We start from the raw sequence: 19,762 nt of genomic DNA, 5'->3' as shown, positions 1-19,762 counted from the left end.
CGACAAGCTCAGCGTGAACGGATTCCAACGAGTTGACGCCGCCCCCATAGCAATGAAGTACCCCTGCGCTCAGCCCTGCGGCGCGCTGTCCACAAACACGGTGAGCACCCCGGTGTAGCCGTAGAGGTGGTGGTGGGCGATCTCGCCGCCCGCAAAAAAGCCGGCCAGCGGCACATCGCCCAGCGCATGGCGCACGATCTGCAGCTCGGCACTCGGCCCGCCAAAATGCGGACCGCCCCGGCCCGAGCAGCTCACATAGATCGCGCCGCAGATGCGCCGCCCGGTCTGGGGTCGTACCCCGGCGCCGGGCGTTCCGGGCGCCGGGGCGGGTCCGCCCCGCGCCTCGGATGACGACTCCAGCGGCGCGGGCTCCAGCTCTTCGGGCGACAGTTCCTCGCGGATCTCGGCGCAGATGCGCATCAGATCGGCACGCGCCGCCGCCACATTGCGCTGGCAGAACGCGAGGTGCATGCCCACCTCCACCTGGTCGGCCAGGGCCACGCCCCGGCGGCTGCCGTCGAGCCCCACGATGTGGCGCACGCGCGTGTCGGTGCCAAAGTGGCCCGTGCGGCGCTGGCCCTGGGGCTGCTCACCCGCACTCACCAGCCCGGCCAGCGTGGCGCGCACCTTGCGCAGCGCGGGCTGCGGGTCGCCACCGTCCAGCGACACCTGCAGCGTGTCGAGCAGCACATCCAGCGCAGGCTCGCCATCGAGCGCGAGCACCACGTTGTCCTGCGCGGCGGTGATGGTGTGCAGCGCGCCCACGGGCTGGCAGCCCTGCGTGACACGCGACACCAGCGCCACCCCGGCATCGAACGCCACGCCCGACAGGCCGCCATCAAACACCCCGCTGGCCCCACCCTGCCCGGCCATGTTGCCGTCGCCGCCCACCGCAAACTGCACGCTGGCCGTGCGGCTGGCGCTGAGGCCGCCAAACAGGTAGCCGGACTCGGTGCGCACCGCCATTTCGGCCAGCAGCCCGGCCAGCTCGGGCGTGTGGCCGTCGGCATGCACCAGCGCCGTGTGCGCCACAAAACCACTGCCCGGGCGGGGGGCATGCGCGGGCAAGGGCGCCACGCCCGAGAACACGCGGTACTGGTCGGCGGGCACATCCAACAGCATCACCGACAGCGCGGGCTCGTCAAAGTATTCAGCATTGTTGGCCGACACCCCTACGCCCACGGTGCCGCTCCAGTCGGTCACCTCGGGCAGCTCGGCGCTCAGGTGGTCAAGCAGCGCCTGGGCATCGTTGCCGTAGTGGTCGGTGATGTAGAGCAGGCCCAAGGTGGGCGCTGCGGCGTATTCGGGCAGAGCCATCTGCGCGCGCAGCTGCGCCAGCACCAGCGCGGCCGCCATGCGCCACTGCGGGTGGGTGGCGTGGCCAGTGGGAAATAGTTTCATGGTGGTGATCTCCATGCCAGGGCGGTGGCGGGCAGGTATTGCACCACCTGCGGGTTGTCACACCCGCCCACGTTGGCGTCAGCCCGCTCGCTTGCGGGCGGCTGGGCTGCGGGTGCTGCTGCTGGCCTTCTTGGCGACGGGTTTTGCCGGGGTCTTGCGCGCTGCGGGCTTCTTGGCAGCAGCAGGCTTTTTGGCAGCCGCCGATGTTGCCGCCCGCTTGGCACCGCCCTGCATGGTCTGCATGCCCTTGGCCGCAAACTGGCTGGCCATGCCGGTGGCTGTCTTGAGCGCCTCCTTGGCCAGGCCCGTGGCCATGTTCTTGGTGGTGTCGATGGCGGTCTGCTTGGCCGCGTCCTTCATGGCGCTGGCGGCGATCTGCTGGAACTGGCTGGTGAGTGCACCCCACCACTGCATCGGGTCCACCACGGCGGGCTCGGGCGTGTCAGCGGCCTTGCCCTTGGCTTTGGGCTTGGCTTTCGCAGCGGGTGCGGGCTCGGCCTCTGTCTCTTCCTGGGTTTCCTCTTCGGCAGCGGCACGGCCTGTGACACGGGCCGCAGCGCTGGTGACGGCCTCGGCCGCGCCGGTGACAGTGTCGGCGGCTTTCTGCACGCCGCTCATCACGGTGTCGGCGGTCTTGAGCTTGAAGGCGTTGGCCACGTCGCCCATGCTGAAGTTCATGCCCTTGAGCGTGGCCAGGGTCATCTTCTGCACCTCCAGCGCCTGGATGGTGGCGGACAGCGCCCGCGAGTTCTGCTCCAGCCAGAACTGCACAGCCTTCAGCTCGTCGATGCGCTTTTCCAGCTCTTCCACGCTGATGGTGGGTGCCACCCAGTTGGAGAGGTTGGGCAACTGCGGAATGCTGCTGGACGCCCCCTTGGCCAGGCTTTGCAGAAAATCAAAACCGGGGACGAATTTGCCGAAACCGAAGTTGTTGGATGTGTCGCTCATGGCCGCTCCGCAAGAGGTGGATCTGGGTGGGTCTGTGATGGGGTCACAGCTTACTCCAATGTGTTGCGGCCGGAAGGGGCAGATTCCCGCCCCTGTCCTCTCAGTCGCGCTCAGTGCTTGTGGCCGTGCCCGTGGCCTGCCGGTGCAGCGCCGCCCGGGGGCGTGGTGGCCACGGGCACGCTGATGTTGAGCTTGCTCTCGGCGCCCTTGGCGTCCTGGAACACCAGGGTCAGCGGCACCACCGTGTCCTTGGCCAAGGGGGCCTTCAGGTCCAGCAGCATGACGTGGTAGCCGCCGGGCTTGAGTTCCACCGTCTTGCCTGCGGGCAGGTCCAGCGCGGGGATGGCGCGCATCTTCATCACGTCGCCGTCCATCTTCATCTCGTGCACTTCGGTCACGCCTGCGGCGGGCGATTCGGCGCGCACCAGGCGGGTGCCATCCTGGGCCGTGAGGCGCATGAACGCGCCCGTGCCCTTTTGGCCCTGCACGCTGGCGCGGGCCCAGGCGCCTTCGACCTTGACGGCGGCGGTCTGCGCCCATGCGGGGGCGCTGGCAAACGCGGCCACCAGTGTGGCGGCCAGGGCGGTGGTGTGAAGCAGTTTTTTCATGGTCAGGATTCCTTGTTCGGAGGGGGCGTTCAGCGAGCGGGCAGGCCGCCTGCCTTCATAAAGAAAGAGAAATGCGTTCAAGAATATGAATCCGTTCACGCTGAGCCTGTCGAAGCGCCGCGCGAGGCTTCGACAAGCTCAGCCCGAACGGGTTGTGCCCAGTGAACGCAAACAGGTATCAATGATTGTGGCCGCCGGCGCCCGCGCCGGGCAGGATTTCCAGCGCGGCGGCGGGGGACTTCAGGTCCGACAGCTTTTGCCCGGCCTTGGGCACCTCCACCCAGTCGTTGCGGCCTTCGGCGCAGGCCTGGCGCACGGGCCAGTACACGGTGCCCGCCTGCTCGGGCGCGGTGGCGACCAGCACGAACTCGTCGTAGTGGGCACTCTGCAGCATGTCGTCTGCGGTCTTGGCCGTCCAGGTCACGCGCACCACGTCTTCGATGATGCTGCGGCCGTGGCTGGTGTAGGGCTGGGCGAGTTTTTCGCGCTGCACCTCCAGCGCCCAGCCCGGCTTGGGCATGGGGCGCGCGCCGCGCACGCCCGCCGGGATGTCCACCGCAATCTGCCGCGTGGGCGATGCACCGCAGCCGTGGCCCACCTTGAACGTGGCCTTGTAGCCCGCGCCTGCCGGGGCGACCTGGTATTCGAGCACCACATGGGCAGATGCAGAGCCAAAAAGGCCTCCTGCGCCTGCCAGTAAAGCGATTGCAGCTATCTTTTTCATAGTATTGAGAGACATGGGATGTATTCCTTTCAGAGACTGACCTTGAGCTCAGCGAGGTAGCTGCGCTGCGGGTAGGGGTGGAAGTTCCAGAACCGGTAGTTGTTGAGGTTGTCGATGCCCACGGCGGCGCTGACCGCTTTGGTGATCTGGTAGCGCACGCGCACATCGGTGGTGAAGTAACGGCTCGCGCCCTGGTAGGCAAAGCCGTTCACGTCGGTGTTGTCGAGCGTGCTGTACTGCCTGCCGCTGTAGCGCGCGCCCAGGGTGTACGACCATTTGTCGTCCGGCCGGTAGGTGGCCACGGCAGTGGCGCGCCACTCGGGGATGCGCGGCTGCCATTTGCCGACGCTGGCGGGGAATTTGTCATTGCGCTTGATCTTGGAATCCGTCCAGGTCAGGCTGCTGCCCAGCTCCAGCCCGCGCACGAACACATTGGCGGCCTGGTACGACAGTTCAATGCCCTTGGTGCGGATGGCGTCCACGTTCTGCACGTTGGTCACGTTGGGGGTGACCAGCACATTGGTCTGCGAGTACAGCGCGTCCTTGGTGCGCTCGAAGAACGCTGTCAGGCGCAACAGGCCATTGCCCATGTCCCGCTCGGCCGTCAGCTCGGTGGTCCAGCTCTTTTCAGGTTTCAGGTTCGGGTCGTTGTTGATGAGCGTGCCGCTGCCGCTGACGCCGCCCTGGTACAGCTCGGCCACGGTGGGCATGCGCACGGCGCGGCCGGTGGAGGCTTTCAGCACCCACAGGTCGTTGGCCTGGTAGGCCACCGCAGCCTTGGGCGAGACGTAGGTTTCGTTGCGCACGGGGTGGCTCACCGTGGTGGTGGCGTTGCCGGTCTGGCCGTTGCTCGCGCTCCAGCGTTCGGCGCGGGCGCCCAGCACGGCTTTCCACTGTGGCGCGATTTTCCAGGTGTCTTGCGCCCACAGGCCCAGCAGTTGAGTATCTCCGTTGAAGGCCTGGTTGCGAGCGCCCGCTGCGCCGTTGATCCAGTTCGCCGTGGCGTTCTCCACCGTGCGCAGCTGGTAGCTGTCGCGCTGCAGGCCAAAGTCCACGGTGTGCGCGCCCTGCAGCCCATCGGGCCGCCAGGTGCCCTTGGCGGCCAGCGTGTTCCAGCCCGTGCCCTTGCTGTTGACGATGCGGCCCGCGCCACCAGTGAGCGCGGCGGGCAGCGCCACGGTGGCGGCGCGCAGGGTGTCGGTCTGGTAGTCGTACAGGCTGGCAGCCACCTCCCAGTCGAACACGCCTTTGGTATTGCTCTTGACCGAGAGACCGTGCATGAAGTGCGTGAGGTTCTCGTTGGAGACGTTGAAGTCCGTGGGCGCGAGCGTGTACGAACGGCCGTTGATGTTGACCGTGCCGCCGTACACCGCATTGCCATTGGCATCGCGCAGGTAGCTGGTGGGCCGCCCTTCGGATTCGTTGTGCCACCAGCCCAAGGTGTAGGCTGCGCGCACGGTGGGCGAGAAGTCGTAGGCGATCTTGGCCTTGATGTGGTCTTGCTGCGTGTGGTACTGCGTGGCCGCGCCCAGCAGGTACCAGGGCTGGTTGCTGCGGTTGTTGCCCGGCACCGCACCCGTCACCGGCGTGCCCGCACTACCCACAGTGCCTGCGGACAGCAGGCGCGTGGGGAAGGTGAGCGGCTGGCCTTCGCTGTCCGTCTTGTTGAAATTGAGGAACCAGGACCAGTCGCCATTCTTGTTGCCCACCGAGGCACTGACCTGTTTGCCTGCGTAGGTGGCGTTGGTGCCGTACAGGTCAAAGGGCTGGTGCTGGACGCTGACCTTGCCGTGCGCCTCGAATTGGGTCGGCATGCGCGTGACGTAGTCCACCACCGCGCCCACCGAGTTGCCTGCGTACGCGGCGGAGAACGGGCCGTAGAGCACGTCCACGCGCTCGATCTCCTCGGGCGTGACCAGCATCCAGCGCGGTGCGTTGGTGGGGCCGTTGCCGAGGTAGTTGCTCAGCAGGATGCCGTCGGCAAACACCATGGACCGCGCCGGGTTGCCCGTGCCCGAGGCGCGGGTGGACAACACGGCGTGGTTGTAGTCGCCGATGTAGCGCTTGCGCACCAGCAGGCTGGGCAGGTACTTGAGCGCGTCTTCGCTGTCGGTGGCGTTGATCGCATGCTCGATCTGCTCGCGCGTCACACCCTCGATGGTGGTGGGGATCTGCGTGGGCAGCGAGGTGGGCTGGCCACCGGTGATGGTGACCACGCCCAGCTCCTTGACGGCGGCATTGGCGCCACGGTCAGTTGTCTGGGCAAATGCGGGCACAGCCCCGGTGAGCGTGAATGTGAGGACGAGGGGAAAGGCACTGGCCACGGCCAGCGCCATGCGGCTTTTGCGCATGGGAACTCCTGAATTTCAAGCCAAATAGGCCGTCTGCGCGCGATGGACAAGCGCAAACAGCTATCAAACAGATAGCAAAATCAGGAGAGAGCTGGGGGCCCGCGCGGCGGCAGCGGCGCGGCAGTGCGCGCAGCAATGTGCGCGGCGGGGATAGGGCGCAGGGCATGCGCCAGAGGATGGACCACCGGCAGCGGGGCCTGCGCGGCGGGCGGCGGTGCGCCCACATGCGCGCACAGGGGGCAGTCGAGCGTGTGGCTCTGCATTTCCTGCACACCGTCGTCGGTCTTGACCAGCAGCTTGATCGCGCCCGAGCCCGAGCAGATCAGCTCCATGGCCTGCGGGTTGACCAGCGGCGATGCCACGGCCACACCCATGGACACCACAAACCACGCCAGCACGAGGCGGGCGAGCCAGCGAAGGCTGCGGAGGGTTTGCAGGGAGACGCGCATGAGGGCCCGATTGTAGGCGGCACCACCCACCGGACCTTGATCGGCGTCATCTGCGCGACGGACGGCGCCCGCGCCCACACCTAGGATGTGCGCTGCATTCACCACTACAACGGAGACCCCCCCATGCTGACACTCTGCGGCTTTTCAGCCAGCAACTACTACAACAAGGTCAAGCTGGCCCTGCTTGAAAAAGGCCTGCCGTTCACCGAGGAACTGGCCTGGGTGGGCGAGGTAGACCGCAGCGCCAGCCCGCTGGGCAAGGTGCCCTACCTGCGCACGCCCCAGGGCCCGCTGTGCGAATCGGCAGTGATCGCCGACTACATCGAGGCCGCCCACCCCGCGCACCCACTGATCCCCGCCGACCCCTACCAGGCCGCCAAGGTGCGCGAGCTGATCACCTTTTTGGAGCTGCACCTGGAGCTGGTGGCGCGCAACCTGTACCCCCAGGCCTTTTTTGGCGGCACCGTGAGCGACAGTGCCAAGGAAAAGGTGGGCGCGCAGCTCACCAAGAACATTGCAGCCTTCGGCCAGCTCGCCAAGTTCGGCCCCTATGTCGGTGGGGACAGCTTCTCGCTGGCCGACTGCGCCGCCATCGTGCACCTGCCGCTGGTGGCCTCGGCCACCAAGATCGTCTATGGCCGCGACTACCTGGCCGACCTGCCCGTGCGCGAATACCTGACCCGCATGGCCGAACGTCCCCATGTGCAGCGCGTGAACGCGGACCGCAAGACCAACACGGCGGAGATGCTGGCGCGGCCGCCCAAGCGCTGAACCCGCCCCCCAGCGCAGGGTATTCATCCCTTGACCTTGGTCAACCCAGGTCGTCGCGCACAGGCGCACCATGCAGGCATCCGATCACCCTTGAGGAGACCCCGCATGGACAAGACCCAGGCCGCCCCGTTCCTCCAACAATTGCGGGCCCAGCAATCCGAGTTGTTGGCCCAGCTGGCCGCACAGCGCGGTGGCACGATCGGCCGGGCCGAAGCCGCTGCCGCGCATTTTGGCCAGCCCGAAGACCCGCGCGCCCAGCTGGCCACCGAACGTGAACTGGCGTTCGCGCTGGACGAGCACGAAACCGCCCACCTGGCCGCCGTGGAGGCAGCCCTGGCCCGCATCGAGGCGGGCACCTACGGCGAGTGCACGGACTGCGGCACCCACATCACCGCCGCCCGCCTGCACGCCACCCCCGAGGCGGCGCGCTGCGTGCACTGCCAGGAGAAGGCCGAGCAGCACCGGCGGGCGGCCTGAACGCCCTCCCGAAGCAGTGCACCGGCTGCTATCCTTTGCAGGATGCGCAGCCTCTTTCACCTCGCCTTCCACGTCACCGATCTCGATGCCGCCCGCCGCTTCTATGGCGGCGTGCTGGGCTGCCAGGAGGGCCGGAGCACCAACACCTGGGTGGACTTCGACTTCTTCGGCCACCAGATTTCGCTGCACCTGGGCACCCCGTTTGCCAGTGCCCGCACCGGCCATGTGGGCGACCACCTGGTACCCATGCCCCACTTCGGCGCCATCCTGGAGCTGCCCGACTGGCATGCGCTGGCGGCGCGCCTGAAAGCGGCAGGCACGGCCTTTGTGCTGGAGCCGCAGGTGCGTTTTGAAGGCCAGCCGGGCGAGCAGTGGACGATGTTCTTCCACGACCCCAGCGGCAACCCGATCGAAATCAAGGGCTTCCGTTCGCTGGACGCGGTGTACGCCACATGAGCTACACGTTCGCGTCGGCCACCATCTTGCTGCTGCTGATCACCGATCCGCTGGGCAACATCCCCATCTTTGCCAATGCGCTGCGTGGCGTGGCGCCCGAGCGGCGGGCGCGGGTGATCCTGCGCGAGGTGCTGATCGCGTTTGCACTGCTGCTGGTGTTTCTGTTCTTCGGGGCGGAGTTTCTGCGGGTGATGAACCTGAGCGATTTGTCGCTGCAGATTGCCGGCGCGGTGGTGCTGTTCCTGATCGCGCTGCGCATGATCTTCCCGCCCGCTGCGGGCCCGCAGACCGAACTGCCCGGTGAACCGCTCATCGTGCCACTGGCCATCCCGGCGCTCGCGGGCCCGTCGGCCCTGGCCACGGTGATGCTGCTGGTCGCCCAGGCGCCCGAGCGCAAGCTCGAATGGGTGGGCGCTCTGTGCGTGACCATGGCGGTGTGCGCCATCGTGCTGCTGATGGCCGAACGCATCCAGCGCCTGGTGGGCGAGCGCGTGGTGATGGCGTTTGAGCGCCTGATGGGGCTGATCCTGGTCGCCATCTCGGTGGAGATGTTGATCCGGGGCATCAAGCAGCTCGCACACCAGTTGTAGCCCACAACCAGCGGGGCGCACCGCCCCGGGCCCGGTTCAGCGCCGCTGCAGCAGGGGCATGGAGCCCAGCGCGAACACCGAGTTGGGCACACCCACCCGGGCCATCAGGGGGCGCGGCTTGGGCGTGAGTTTGGGCTTGGCGGCCACAGCGGGCGCGGCGTCTTCCAGCGCGCCCCCTTTTTCGAGCTGCTGGGCCACCAGGTCCTGCAAGGTCACCGACTGCAGGTACTCCATCACGCGCAGGTTGAAGGTGGACCACAGTTCGCCGGTCATGGACTTCACCTGTGCGGCCTGGCCCGCGCCCAGGTTCTGCAGGTCGTCGGCCTTGAGGTTCTCGACCGCCAGAATGATCTCGGCCACCGACACCTGGTCCGCCCGGCGCGCCAGCGTGTAGCCGCCACCGGGCCCGCGCGTGCTGTCCACCAGCCCGGCACGGCGCAGGGCGCTGAACAGCTGCTCAAGGTAAGAAAGGGACGTGCCCTGGCGTGCACTGATGGTGGACAGGGCCACCGGCCGCATTTTCTGGCGCAGGGCAAGGTCGGTCATGGCCGACACGGCAAGTTGTCCTCTGGTAGTGATACGCATGGTTGCTACTCCTCAGAACAGGTTCTTATGAACGCTGACAGTTCCTTCCCGGGCGCAACGCGCCACGGACAAGGGCCAAGCCTGCAATGTAGAGATTTTGACACTTCGCGTATATTCGTTTTATTGAGTTTTATTGCTCGCTTTTTTCGAAGTGTTTCACCCATTCTCACTATGAACTTCAAGCACCTGCGCTATTTCTGGACCGTGGCCAAGGCAGGCGGTGTGATGCGCGCCGGCGAGCAGCTGCACACCACCCCCCAGACTCTGTCCGGGCAGATCAAGCAGCTGGAGGAGTGGCTGGGCCACGACCTGTTCAGAAAGCGGGGTCGGGGCCTGGAACTGACCAGCGAAGGCCGGGTGGCCCTGGGCTATGCCGAGCAGATCTTTGCGCTGGGGGATGAGCTGGAGAAGTCCATCCGCCTGTCGCGCGGCCAGGAAAAACCGCTGGAGTTCCGTGTGGGGGTGGCCGATTCGATTGCCAAGTCGGTGGCCTACCATCTGCTGGAGCCCGCTTTGGGCATGCCGCAGCGGGTGCACATGACCTGCCACGAAGGCAAGTTTCCCGAGCTGATCGCGCAGCTGAGCCTGCACAAGCTCGACCTGGTGCTGGCAGACGAGCCGGTGTCCAAGAAGATTGGCGTGAAAGCCTTCAACCACCCGCTGGGCACCAGCGGCATGAGTTTTTTGTGCGCGCCCAGCCTGCGCGCCCAGCTGGAAGGGCCGTTTCCGCAGTGCCTGCACGGTGCCCCCATGCTGATCCAGGGGCCCATGTCGTCGGTGCGGCAGCAACTGGACCATTGGCTTAACAAACACCACCTGCAGCCCCGCCTGGTCGGCGAATTCGACGACAGCGCGCTCATGAACGCGTTTGGCCGCCAGGGCCGGGGCATTTTCACGTCACCCACGGTGCTGGACGAGGAGACCACTGCCCAGTTCGGCGTGGAAGTGATAGGCCGATCCACCGAGCTGGTGGAAGAGTTTTTCGCAATTTCCGTCGAACGGCGGATCACGCATCCCTGCGTTGTTGCGATCACCAAGGCTGCCAAGGCCGATCTTTTCGCCCGCTGAAGGGGACGTTTCAGCCTTTTCCGCTGAGCGGACGATCAATACGTCTCCGGATGGAGCCCCCAGAAGAACGTGGCATGGATGGGCGGACTGGGTACGGTCAGGCCGCGCATCCAGCCTTGCATCCCTCGAAGTCACCCCGAAGCAGATGGGGACACATGCGCTGCAACGGGCCCAGGGTGTGAGCACAAGGCCCAAGAGAAGCAGCCTCACCCGAGATGCCAGCGGCAAAAACAAAAACGCCCACTAAAGAGTGGGCGTTTTGCTAAGCGGATACCGCTGTATTTGGTTGCGCGAGAAGGATTTGAACCTCCGACCTTTGGGTTATGAGCCCAACGAGCTACCAGACTGCTCCATCGCGCGGTAAGAAATAAATTATACCCTATTATTCGGCAGCTGCCGAATTATTTTCGGTTTCTGCAGCACGATCGACCAATTCGACCAGCGCCATGGGCGCGTTGTCACCCACGCGGAAACCCATCTTCAGAATGCGGGTGTAACCACCGGGACGCACCTTGAAACGGGGGCCCAGGTCGTTGAACAGCTTGGTCACGCTGTCGCGGTCGCGCAGGCGGTTGAAGGCCAGGCGGCGGTTGGCAACGGAGTCTTCCTTGGCCAGGGTGATCATGGGCTCGATCACGCGGCGCAGTTCCTTGGCCTTGGGGACGGTGGTCTTGATGGCCTCGTGCTCGATGAGCGAGTTCATCATGTTCTGCAGCATCGCGAGGCGGTGCGAGCTGGTGCGGTTGAGTTTGCGGAGGCCGTGTCCGTGGCGCATGGTGCTTTCCTTCTACTGTCTATGTAATTAAATCGGGCAGCCGTGTCAGGTACTGTCCGAGGCACTGTTCCCCTTTCGGAAGCATCCATCCGGGGAACGAAAAGTCCCCCTTGCGGAGGACTTGGAAACCGCGCTCCCCGTTTTTTGGGAAGCCTGCGATTATAAGGCGGCAGCTTAGCGCTTGTCCAGGCCAGCTGGTGGCCAGTTCTCGAGCTTCATGCCCAGCGTGAGGCCACGCGAGGCAAGCACTTCCTTGATTTCGTTGAGCGACTTGCGGCCCAGGTTAGGCGTCTTGAGCAGCTCGTTCTCGGTACGCTGGATCAGGTCACCGATGTAGTAGATGTTCTCGGCCTTCAGGCAGTTAGCAGAACGCACGGTCAGTTCCAGCTCGTCCACCGGACGCAGCAGGATCGGATCGAACGTGGCATTGCCGCGTGGGCCTGCAGGTGCGTCGAACGCAGCCAGCTCGCCACCTTCCAGCTGCGCAAACACGGCCAGTTGTTCCACCAGGATCTTGGCCGATGCACGTACAGCATCTTCAGCGGTGATTGCACCGTTGGTTTCGATCTCGACGACCAGCTTGTCCAGGTCGGTGCGCTGTTCCACGCGGGCGCTTTCCACGGTGTAGCTCACGCGCTTCACAGGGGAGAACGATGCGTCCAGCACGATGCGGCCAATCGACTTGGTCGATTCGTCGGCATAGCGGCGCAGGTTGCCCGGCACGTAGCCACGGCCCTTTTCGACCTTGATCTGCATGTCCAGCTTGCCGCCAGCAGACAGGTTGGCGATCACGTGATCAGGGTTCACGATTTCGACATCGTGAGGGGTCTGGATATCACGGGCCGTCACCACGCCTTCGCCGTCCTTGCGCAGGCTCAGCGTGACTTCGTCGCGGTTGTGCAGCTTGAACACCACACCCTTGAGGTTCAGAAGGATGTTGACCACATCTTCCTGGACACCGTCGATCGACGAGTACTCATGCAGAACGCCTGCAATGGTGACTTCCGTCGCTGCGTAACCCACCATGGACGAGAGCAGGACGCGCCGGATGGCGTTGCCCAGCGTGTGGCCGTAACCACGCTCGAACGGCTCCAGTGCGACCTTGGCACGGTTGTGGCCAAGCTGCTCGACATTGATCGCCTTGGGTTTCAGCAAATTGGTTTGCATTCAGACTTCCTCTCAATACCCCCAGCTCGTTACACCGGTAAGGCTGGTGAAGCGCCTAAACCGCGATGCCTCGCGGTTCAGGGACGGTTTTCTTGATTGACTGACTCGACCGATTAGCGCGAGTACAACTCAACGATCAGCGATTCGTTGATGTCGGCACCGAATTCATCACGGTCCGGCGTCTTCTTGAAGATGCCTTCGGCCTTGTCGGCGTTCACTTCCACCCATGCAGGCATGCCGACTTGGGCTGCCAGTTGCAGCGCTTCCACAACGCGGGCTTGCTTCTTGGACTTTTCGCGCACAGCCACCACATCACCGGCCTTGACCAGGTAAGACGCGATGTTCACGGACTTGCCGTTCACGGTGATAGCCTTGTGGGACACCAGCTGACGCGCTTCAGCGCGGGTCGAGCCGAAACCCATGCGATACACGACGTTGTCCAGACGCGATTCCAAGAGGAACAGCAGGTTGGCGCCAGTGTTGCCCTTCTTGCCGTCAGCGGCTTCGAAGTAGCGGCGGAACTGCTTCTCCAGCACGCCGTACATGCGCTTGACCTTCTGCTTCTCGCGCAGTTGCAGGCCGTAGTCGGACGTGCGCGCACCGGAGGTACGGCCGTGTTGACCTGGCTTGGAATCGAACTTGGACTTGTCGGCGATCGAGCGGCGTGCGCTCTTCAGGAACAGGTCCGTGCCTTCACGGCGGGAGAGTTTGGCCTTGGGGCCGAGGTAACGTGCCACTTGAGCTTCCTTTGTGTCATCTACCGCAAACCATTGCGGGAGCCGCCTGAGGCGCTTGCGCGTTCACAGGCGGCGGTGGGCTTAGAGAGAAATTAGATACGACGGCGCTTTTGAGGGCGGCAGCCGTTGTGGGGCACAGGCGTCACGTCGGAGATCGACGTGATGCGAATGCCCAGTGCGCCCAGAGCGCGCACCGAGGATTCACGGCCAGGACCAGGACCCTTGATTTCGACGTCAAGGTTCTTGATGCCTTGGTCGATGGCAGCGCGACCTGCGACTTCCGAAGCCACTTGGGCTGCGAAAGGAGTGGACTTGCGCGAGCCCTTGAAACCTTGGCCACCGGACGAAGCCCACGACAGGGCATTGCCCTGGCGATCGGTGATCGTGATGATGGTGTTGTTGAACGAGGCGTGCACGTGGGCAATGCCGTCCGAAACGTTCTTCCGGACCTTCTTGCGAACGCGCTGAGCTGCGTTATTGGCAGGAGACTTAGCCATGATGATCTTTCAATCTTTATTTCTTCAGTGCAGCAGCACCCTTGCGCGGACCCTTGCGAGTGCGTGCATTGGTACGGGTGCGCTGACCACGCATTGGCAGACCGCGGCGATGGCGGAAGCCACGATAGCAGCCGATGTCCATCAAACGCTTGATGTTCATCGTGGTTTCGCGGCGCAGGTCACCTTCAATGGTGAACTGCTCGATTTGCTCGCGAATTTTTTCCAGATCGCCGTCCGTCAGATCCTTGATCTTCTTGGAGTAAGCGATACCAGTTGCTTCGCAGATCTTGCGAGCGCGGGTGCGACCAATGCCAAAAATGGCGGTCAAACCGATTTCCGCGTGCTTGTGCGGCGGAATGTTAATGCCAGCGATACGTGCCATATGCGTCCTCTAATACTTTCCAATCAACCTTGGCGCTGCTTGTGACGCAGATCCGTGCAGATCACACGCACCACACCCTTGCGGCGGATGATCTTGCAGTTGCGGCAGATTTTTTTGACCGAAGCCGAAACTCTCATTGCATTCTCCTAAAACTTTTCCATCCGTCCCGGCTGCTTCGCACGGAACACAATTTGTGCCCGCGAAAAATCGTGGGGCGCCAACTTAATCGACATTTTGTCGTTTGCAAGCGGCACCGCCATGCGGCTACCGCTTTCCGTCATCCTCAACCGCCGGGATTGCCCTTGAAATTGGCTTTCTTGAGCAGCGATTCGTACTGTTGCGACATCATGTAGTTCTGAACCTGGGCCATGAAGTCCATGGTCACGACCACGATGATCAGCAGTGATGTTCCACCGAAGTAAAACGGAACGTTGTACTTCAAGATCAGAAACTCTGGCAGCAAACACACGAAGGTGATGTACACAGCACCGGCCAAAGTTAGGCGGACCAGGATTTTATCGATGTAGCGTGCGGTCTGCTCACCTGGGCGGATACCCGGGATGAACGCGCCACTCTTCTTCAGGTTGTCTGCAGTTTCACGGCTGTTGAAAACCAGCGCCGTGTAAAAGAAACAGAAGAAGATGATCGCTGCGGCATAGAACATTACATAGATGGGCTGACCAGGAGTCAGCGCACCAGAAATGTCCTTCAACCAACGCATCGACTCACCAGCACTGAACCAGTTCACCACCGTTGCAGGCAACAGGATGATCGACGAGGCAAAGATCGGAGGAATCACACCTGCCATGTTCAGCTTGAGAGGCAAGTGCGACGATTGACCACCGTACACCTTGTTCCCCACCTGACGACGGGCATAGTTCACCAAAATCTTGCGCTGGCCACGTTCAACGAACACCACGAAGTAGGTCACCAGACCAACCACGAGGACGATGAAGATGGCAGCCAGGATGCTCATCGCACCTGTACGCACCAGTTCCAGCAGCCCACCGATCGAACTCGGCAAACCCGCAGCGATGCCAGCAAAGATGAGAATGGAAATACCATTTCCCAGACCCCGCTCAGTGATTTGCTCACCCAGCCACATCAAGAACATCGTACCGGCGGTCAAACTCACCACAGCCGTCAGACGGAAACCAAAACCAGGGCTCAACACCAAGCCGGCCGAGCTTTCGAGCGCCACAGCAATACCCAGCGACTGGAACAGGGCAAGGCCCAGGGTTCCGTAACGGGTGTACTGCGTGATCTTTCGACGACCGGCTTCACCTTCTTTTTTCAGCTGCTCAAACGCGGGCAACACATAGGTCATCAACTGCATGATGATCGATGCCGAGATGTACGGCATGATCCCCAGAGCGAAAACCGTGAAGCGCGACAGGGCACCACCCGAGAACATGTTGAACAGGTTCAGGATGCCGCCTTGTTGGCCGCTGAAAAGCTGCTGAAGCTGGGCTGGATCGATACCGGGCACAGGGATATGAGCCCCGATGCGATACACGACCAGCGCAAGCAACAGAAAAACCAGACGACGACGCAGGTCGCCGAACTTGCCGGTCTTTGCAATTTGAGCCGCGCTAGTAGCCACAGGTGCCTTCCTTCAGCGTCAGACTCAGGCGACGCTGCCGCCAGCAGCTTCGATGGCTGCCTTGGCACCTGCCGTGGCGCCCACACCGTTCAGCTTGACAGCCTTGGTGAGGGAACCGCTCTTGATCACCTTGACCACCTTGGCCAGCTCGCCGATCAGACCGGCTTGCTTGAGCGCCAGGACATCCACTTCGGCCAGGCCGAGTTGGTCCAGCGCCGTCAGCGTCACTTCTGCATTGAACTTGAGCAGGTGCGACTTGAAGCCGCGCTTGGGCAAGCGACGTTGCAGAGGCATTTGACCGCCTTCGAAACCCACCTTGTGGTAACCACCGGAGCGGGACTTCTGACCCTTGTGACCACGGCCAGCGGTCTTGCCCAGGCCGGAGCCGATACCACGGCCTACACGGCGCTTGGCATGCTTGGCGCCGTCTGCGGGCTTGATGCTATTGAGTTCCATGATCTATCTCTCAGACGATTTTGACCAGGTAGCTGATCTTGTTAATCATGCCGCGCACTTCGGGCGTGTCCTGCAGTTCGCTCACGCTGTTGAGCTTGCGCAGGCCCAGGCCACGAACGGTGGCGCGGTGCGATTCCTTGGTGCCAATTGGGCTGCGCACCAGTTGAATCTTGACGGTTTGTTGCGTAGTCATATTCAAACTCCGGTTCAGGCGAAGATGTCTTCGACCGTCTTGCCGCGCTTGGCAGCAACATTCGACGGAGTGGTCGAATTGACGAGCGCATCAAACGTGGCGCGAACCATGTTGTACGGATTGGACGAGCCATGGCTCTTGGCCACGATGTCGGTCACACCCAGCACTTCGAAGACTGCGCGCATAGGACCGCCAGCGATGATACCGGTACCCTTGGGGGCGGGAGCCATCATCACAACAGCGGCGCCATGGTGGCCCGTCACGTTGTGGTGGATGGTGCCGTTCTTCAGGGACACCTTGACCATGTTGCGACGGGCTTCTTCCATCGCCTTCTGCACGGCAGCAGGCACTTCCTTGGACTTGCCCTTGCCCATGCCAACGCGGCCGTCACCGTCGCCAACCACCGTCAGTGCGGCGAAACCGAGAATACGGCCACCCTTCACGACTTTGGTCACGCGGTTAACCGCGATCATTTTTTCGCGCAGACCGTCGTCTTGACCTTCGCTCTGCACTTTGGGTTGAAATTTAGCCATTTTGTATTCCGCTCCGCTTAGAACTGCAGGCCGGCTTCACGGGCTGCGTCGGCCAGGGCCTTGACGCGACCGTGGTAGGCAAAGCCTGCGCGATCAAATGCAACCTTCTCGACGCCTGCTGCCTTCGCCTTTTCAGCGATGCGCTTGCCGATGATCTGGGCTGCAGCGGCATTGCCACCCTTGCCCGAACCGCCGAGCGACTTGCGCACATCGGCTTCGGCCGTGGAAGCGCTGGCCAGCACCTTGCTGCCGTCGCCGGAAATCACACTGGCGTAGATATGGAGGTTCGTACGGTTCACGGTGAGACGCGCCACGCCTTGCTGTGCAATGCGGATGCGGGTCTGACGCGAACGACGAAGACGCTGCTCTTTCTTGGTCAACATGTTGCAGCTCCTTATTTCTTCTTGGTCTCTTTGATCGTGATCTTTTCGTCCGCATAACGGATGCCCTTGCCCTTGTAAGGCTCGGGAGGACGAACAGCACGGATCTCAGCAGCGATTTGACCGACGCGTTGACGGTCAGCACCCTTGATCACCACTTCCGTGGGGGTCGGGGTAGCCACCGTGATGCCAGCGGGCATTTCGATGTTGACCGGATGCGAATAACCAACAGCCAGGTTCAGCTTGGAACCGGAAGCGGCGGCCTTGTAGCCCACGCCCACCAGGCTCAGCTTCTTCTCAAAGCCCTTGCTAACGCCGACCACCATGTTGTTGACCAACTGGCGAATCGTGCCGCTCATGGCATTGGCTTCGCGGGAGTCATTGACGGGCTCGAAGCTGAGCTTGCCGTCGTTGCTCGACACCTTCACCAGCACGTTTTGTGCGAGCGACAGGGCGCCGCCAGAACCCTTCACAGAGATCTGGTCATCTTTCACGGACACATCCACACCTGCGGGGATGGTCACGGGCATTTTTCCTACTCGGGACATTTCAGTTTCTCCTCAATGCCGCGGGTTAGGCCACGTAGCAGAGCACTTCGCCACCGACACCGGTAGCGCGCGCCTTGCGGTCAGTCATCACGCCCTTGGGCGTCGTGACAATTGCCACACCCAGACCGTTCATGACTTGTGGAATGGAATCACGGCCTTTGTAGACACGCAGACCAGGGCGGCTGACGCGCTCGATGCGCTCAATCACGGGACGGCCTGCGTAGTACTTCAGGGCAATTTCGAGTTCCGACTTGCCAGCTTCGGTTTTCACCTGGAAGCCGTCGATATAACCTTCGTCCTTCAGCACTTGGGCGATGGCGATCTTCACTTTGGAAGAAGGCACCAGAACCGTGGCCTTGGCGACCATCTGTGCATTACGGATGCGGGTCAGCAAGTCAGCGATGGGATCACTCATGCTCATGTTTAATCTCTCCTGCCTGCTTACCAGCTGGCCTTGGTGACACCGGGGATGTCGCCTGCAAAAGCCAGTTCGCGGATCTTGGCGCGAGCCAGACCGAATTGACGGAAGGTGCCACGTGGACGACCGGTGATTTCGCAACGGTTGCGCTGACGCGTGGGGTTGGCATTGCGGGGGAGCTTCTGCAGGCCCAGGCGGGCTGCATCACGCTCTTCGTCGCTGCGCTTGGCGTCGCCAGCGATTGCCTTCAGTTCCGCATACTTCGTTGCGTACTTGGCTGCCAGTTTTTCGCGCTTCAGTTCGCGCTGGATCAAAGCTACTTTAGCCATGCTTCGCCTCAGTTCTTGAACGGGAAACGGAAACCAGCGAGAAGCGCCTTGGCTTCTTCGTCGGACTTGGCCGTCGTGGTGATGCTGATATTGAGACCGCGCAGGGCGTCAACCTTGTCGTACTCAATTTCAGGGAAGATGATCTGTTCTTTGACGCCGATGTTGTAGTTGCCACGGCCGTCAAAGGCGCGGCCAGAGATACCACGGAAGTCACGGACGCGGGGCAGGGCCACGGTCACGAAACGGTCCAGGAACTCATACATCTGCACGCCACGCAGCGTGACCATGCAACCGATGGCCTGGCCTTCGCGGATCTTGAAACCGGCGATAGCCTTCTTGGCCTTGGTCACCACGGGCTTCTGACCAGCAATCTTGGTCAGGTCGGCCACGGCGTTGTCCATCACCTTCTTGTCCGACACGGCTTCGCTCACACCCATGTTGAGGGTGATCTTGGTCAGACGTGGAACCTGCATGGGCGAGGTGTAACCGAACTGCTTGGTCAGCTCGGGGGCGACTTTGTCGCGGTAAATGTCTTGCAGTCGTGCCATGTTTACCCCTTAGGCCGCCTTGATTTCAGCGCCGCTGGACTTGAACACGCGAACGCGCGAACCGTCAGCCTGCACCTTGATGCCCACGCGATCAGCCTTGCCAGTAGCGGCATTGAAGATGGCCACGTTGGACTGGTGAATCGGCATTGCCTTTTCAATGATGCCGCCGGTCGTACCCTTCATGGGGTTTGGCTTGGCGTGCTTCTTGACGAGGTTGATGCCGTCGATGACGAGGTGGGCGTCATCTTTGCGCAGCGACACAGTGCCGCGCTTGCCTTTGTCACGGCCGGTCAGCACGATGACTTCGTCGCCCTTGCGAATCTTGTTCATGGCGCGTCCTTAGAGAACTTCAGGAGCCAGGGACACGATCTTCATGAACTTCTCGGTACGCAGTTCACGCGTCACGGGTCCAAAGATGCGGGTGCCGATGGGCTCCAACTTTGCATTCAGCAACACTGCAGCGTTGCCGTCGAATTTGACGAGCGAACCGTCGCCGCGACGAATACCCTTCGCCGTGCGAACCACCACTGCGCTGTAAACCTCGCCTTTTTTGACGCGGCCACGTGGAGCGGCTTCTTTGATGCTCACCTTGATGATGTCGCCCACGCTTGCATAGCGACGCTTCGAGCCACCCAGCACCTTAATGCAAAGGACGGACTTGGCGCCGGTATTGTCGGCAACCTCTAACCGAGATTCTGTCTGGATCATTTCAATATTCCCAACTTGCACCAGAAGACAACAGCCCCAGAGAACCTCTCAAGGGCTGCA

General features: G+C 62.6%; 29 protein-coding genes and 1 tRNA gene. 5 read left to right on the top strand and 25 right to left on the bottom strand.

Going from position 1 to position 19,762, the window contains the following annotated elements:
- Positions 1-69: 69 nt before the first annotated feature.
- From A1D30_RS19585 to A1D30_RS19560, 6 genes are all read right to left on the bottom strand, one after another.
- On the bottom strand, positions 70-1,401 hold the full coding sequence (locus tag A1D30_RS19585; RefSeq protein ID WP_063462453.1) for an FIST N-terminal domain-containing protein: 1,332 nt from the start codon (positions 1,399-1,401) through the stop codon (positions 70-72).
- Positions 1,402-1,479: 78 nt separating this feature from the next.
- Entirely contained in the window at positions 1,480-2,349 is an 870-nt protein-coding gene (locus tag A1D30_RS19580) for a PhaM family polyhydroxyalkanoate granule multifunctional regulatory protein (protein WP_063462396.1), read from the bottom strand.
- Between the two features lie 110 nt (positions 2,350-2,459).
- Positions 2,460-2,957 carry a copper chaperone PCu(A)C gene (locus A1D30_RS19575; RefSeq protein ID WP_063462395.1) on the bottom strand — a complete coding sequence of 166 codons (498 nt, stop codon included), beginning with the start codon at positions 2,955-2,957 and terminating at the stop codon, positions 2,460-2,462.
- A 178-nt stretch (positions 2,958-3,135) separates the two neighbouring features.
- Entirely contained in the window at positions 3,136-3,696 is a 561-nt protein-coding gene (locus A1D30_RS19570; protein WP_063462394.1) for a YcnI family protein, read from the bottom strand.
- Positions 3,697-3,710: 14 nt separating this feature from the next.
- A complete protein-coding gene (locus tag A1D30_RS19565) occupies positions 3,711-6,032 on the bottom strand; it encodes a TonB-dependent receptor (RefSeq protein ID WP_063462393.1) in 2,322 nt (773 codons plus the stop codon).
- 80 nt (positions 6,033-6,112) lie between these two features.
- Positions 6,113-6,481, bottom strand: a complete 369-nt coding sequence (locus A1D30_RS19560; RefSeq protein WP_063462392.1) for a DUF2946 family protein — start codon at positions 6,479-6,481, stop codon at positions 6,113-6,115.
- 123 nt (positions 6,482-6,604) lie between these two features.
- On the opposite strand from A1D30_RS19560, the gene A1D30_RS19555 reads away from it, so the two are divergent.
- The 4 genes from A1D30_RS19555 to A1D30_RS19540 all read left to right on the top strand — a co-directional run bounded on the left by A1D30_RS19555 (position 6,605) and on the right by A1D30_RS19540 (position 8,775).
- Entirely contained in the window at positions 6,605-7,252 is a 648-nt protein-coding gene (locus A1D30_RS19555) for a glutathione S-transferase (RefSeq protein ID WP_063462391.1), read from the top strand.
- Positions 7,253-7,357: 105 nt separating this feature from the next.
- Positions 7,358-7,729 (top strand): TraR/DksA family transcriptional regulator, encoded by a 372-nt coding sequence (locus A1D30_RS19550; protein ID WP_063462390.1) that lies wholly within the window; start codon positions 7,358-7,360, stop codon positions 7,727-7,729.
- 42 nt (positions 7,730-7,771) lie between these two features.
- Positions 7,772-8,185 carry a VOC family protein gene (locus A1D30_RS19545; RefSeq protein ID WP_063462389.1) on the top strand — a complete coding sequence of 138 codons (414 nt, stop codon included), beginning with the start codon at positions 7,772-7,774 and terminating at the stop codon, positions 8,183-8,185.
- Positions 8,182-8,775 (top strand): MarC family protein, encoded by a 594-nt coding sequence (locus A1D30_RS19540; RefSeq protein ID WP_063462388.1) that lies wholly within the window; start codon positions 8,182-8,184, stop codon positions 8,773-8,775. The genes A1D30_RS19545 and A1D30_RS19540 overlap by 4 nt, the downstream gene beginning before the upstream one ends.
- A 36-nt stretch (positions 8,776-8,811) precedes the next feature.
- On the opposite strand, the gene A1D30_RS19535 is transcribed toward A1D30_RS19540, so the two are convergent.
- Complete coding sequence (locus A1D30_RS19535) at positions 8,812-9,360, bottom strand: Rrf2 family transcriptional regulator (RefSeq protein WP_063462387.1); 549 nt, start codon at positions 9,358-9,360, stop codon at positions 8,812-8,814.
- A gap of 171 nt (positions 9,361-9,531) precedes the next feature.
- Here A1D30_RS19535 and nhaR point away from each other — a divergent pair, with 171 nt between their 5' ends.
- A complete protein-coding gene (gene nhaR, locus A1D30_RS19530) occupies positions 9,532-10,428 on the top strand; it encodes a transcriptional activator NhaR (RefSeq protein WP_063462386.1) in 897 nt (298 codons plus the stop codon).
- A 283-nt stretch (positions 10,429-10,711) separates the two neighbouring features.
- On the opposite strand, the gene A1D30_RS19525 is transcribed toward nhaR, so the two are convergent.
- The 18 genes from A1D30_RS19525 to rplN form a co-directional block, all read right to left on the bottom strand.
- A tRNA-Met gene (locus tag A1D30_RS19525) sits at positions 10,712-10,788 on the bottom strand.
- Between the two features lie 22 nt (positions 10,789-10,810).
- Positions 10,811-11,203, bottom strand: a complete 393-nt coding sequence (gene rplQ / locus A1D30_RS19520; RefSeq protein ID WP_063462385.1) for a 50S ribosomal protein L17 — start codon at positions 11,201-11,203, stop codon at positions 10,811-10,813.
- 174 nt (positions 11,204-11,377) lie between these two features.
- The gene (gene rpoA / locus A1D30_RS19515; protein ID WP_005793666.1) at positions 11,378-12,370 is read right to left on the bottom strand and encodes a DNA-directed RNA polymerase subunit alpha; all 993 of its coding nucleotides are present in this window, start codon (positions 12,368-12,370) and stop codon (positions 11,378-11,380) included.
- Positions 12,371-12,483: 113 nt separating this feature from the next.
- Complete coding sequence (gene rpsD / locus A1D30_RS19510) at positions 12,484-13,107, bottom strand: 30S ribosomal protein S4 (RefSeq protein WP_026435318.1); 624 nt, start codon at positions 13,105-13,107, stop codon at positions 12,484-12,486.
- 92 nt (positions 13,108-13,199) lie between these two features.
- Positions 13,200-13,604 (bottom strand): 30S ribosomal protein S11, encoded by a 405-nt coding sequence (gene rpsK / locus A1D30_RS19505; RefSeq protein WP_005793662.1) that lies wholly within the window; start codon positions 13,602-13,604, stop codon positions 13,200-13,202.
- Between the two features lie 16 nt (positions 13,605-13,620).
- Entirely contained in the window at positions 13,621-13,986 is a 366-nt protein-coding gene (gene rpsM, locus A1D30_RS19500; protein WP_008906516.1) for a 30S ribosomal protein S13, read from the bottom strand.
- A gap of 23 nt (positions 13,987-14,009) precedes the next feature.
- Positions 14,010-14,123 (bottom strand): 50S ribosomal protein L36, encoded by a 114-nt coding sequence (rpmJ, locus tag A1D30_RS19495; protein ID WP_005793651.1) that lies wholly within the window; start codon positions 14,121-14,123, stop codon positions 14,010-14,012.
- A gap of 146 nt (positions 14,124-14,269) precedes the next feature.
- On the bottom strand, positions 14,270-15,589 hold the full coding sequence (secY, locus tag A1D30_RS19490) for a preprotein translocase subunit SecY (RefSeq protein WP_063462384.1): 1,320 nt from the start codon (positions 15,587-15,589) through the stop codon (positions 14,270-14,272).
- A gap of 24 nt (positions 15,590-15,613) precedes the next feature.
- On the bottom strand, positions 15,614-16,045 hold the full coding sequence (gene rplO / locus A1D30_RS19485) for a 50S ribosomal protein L15 (protein WP_056420309.1): 432 nt from the start codon (positions 16,043-16,045) through the stop codon (positions 15,614-15,616).
- 10 nt (positions 16,046-16,055) lie between these two features.
- Positions 16,056-16,238, bottom strand: a complete 183-nt coding sequence (gene rpmD, locus A1D30_RS19480; protein ID WP_063462383.1) for a 50S ribosomal protein L30 — start codon at positions 16,236-16,238, stop codon at positions 16,056-16,058.
- Positions 16,239-16,252: 14 nt separating this feature from the next.
- Positions 16,253-16,771, bottom strand: coding sequence for a 30S ribosomal protein S5 (gene rpsE, locus A1D30_RS19475; protein WP_034711783.1), 519 nt, complete (start codon positions 16,769-16,771; stop codon positions 16,253-16,255).
- 17 nt (positions 16,772-16,788) lie between these two features.
- Positions 16,789-17,154, bottom strand: a complete 366-nt coding sequence (gene rplR / locus A1D30_RS19470) for a 50S ribosomal protein L18 (protein ID WP_005793639.1) — start codon at positions 17,152-17,154, stop codon at positions 16,789-16,791.
- Between the two features lie 11 nt (positions 17,155-17,165).
- Positions 17,166-17,699 (bottom strand): 50S ribosomal protein L6, encoded by a 534-nt coding sequence (gene rplF / locus A1D30_RS19465; protein WP_063462382.1) that lies wholly within the window; start codon positions 17,697-17,699, stop codon positions 17,166-17,168.
- Between the two features lie 25 nt (positions 17,700-17,724).
- A complete protein-coding gene (rpsH, locus tag A1D30_RS19460; protein ID WP_008906523.1) occupies positions 17,725-18,120 on the bottom strand; it encodes a 30S ribosomal protein S8 in 396 nt (131 codons plus the stop codon).
- Positions 18,121-18,140: 20 nt separating this feature from the next.
- Complete coding sequence (rpsN, locus tag A1D30_RS19455; protein WP_007861712.1) at positions 18,141-18,446, bottom strand: 30S ribosomal protein S14; 306 nt, start codon at positions 18,444-18,446, stop codon at positions 18,141-18,143.
- Between the two features lie 8 nt (positions 18,447-18,454).
- Entirely contained in the window at positions 18,455-18,994 is a 540-nt protein-coding gene (rplE, locus tag A1D30_RS19450; RefSeq protein ID WP_063462381.1) for a 50S ribosomal protein L5, read from the bottom strand.
- A 9-nt stretch (positions 18,995-19,003) separates the two neighbouring features.
- Positions 19,004-19,324 (bottom strand): 50S ribosomal protein L24, encoded by a 321-nt coding sequence (gene rplX, locus A1D30_RS19445; protein ID WP_063462380.1) that lies wholly within the window; start codon positions 19,322-19,324, stop codon positions 19,004-19,006.
- Positions 19,325-19,333: 9 nt separating this feature from the next.
- A complete protein-coding gene (rplN, locus tag A1D30_RS19440; protein WP_007861702.1) occupies positions 19,334-19,702 on the bottom strand; it encodes a 50S ribosomal protein L14 in 369 nt (122 codons plus the stop codon).
- Between the last annotated feature and the right edge of the window lie 60 nt (positions 19,703-19,762).

Source organism: Acidovorax sp. GW101-3H11, assembly GCF_001633105.1.
Lineage (GTDB): Bacteria > Pseudomonadota > Gammaproteobacteria > Burkholderiales > Burkholderiaceae_C > Acidovorax.
The sequence above is the reverse complement of the archived record's forward strand: the minus strand, read 5'-3'. Positions and strand labels throughout refer to the sequence as shown.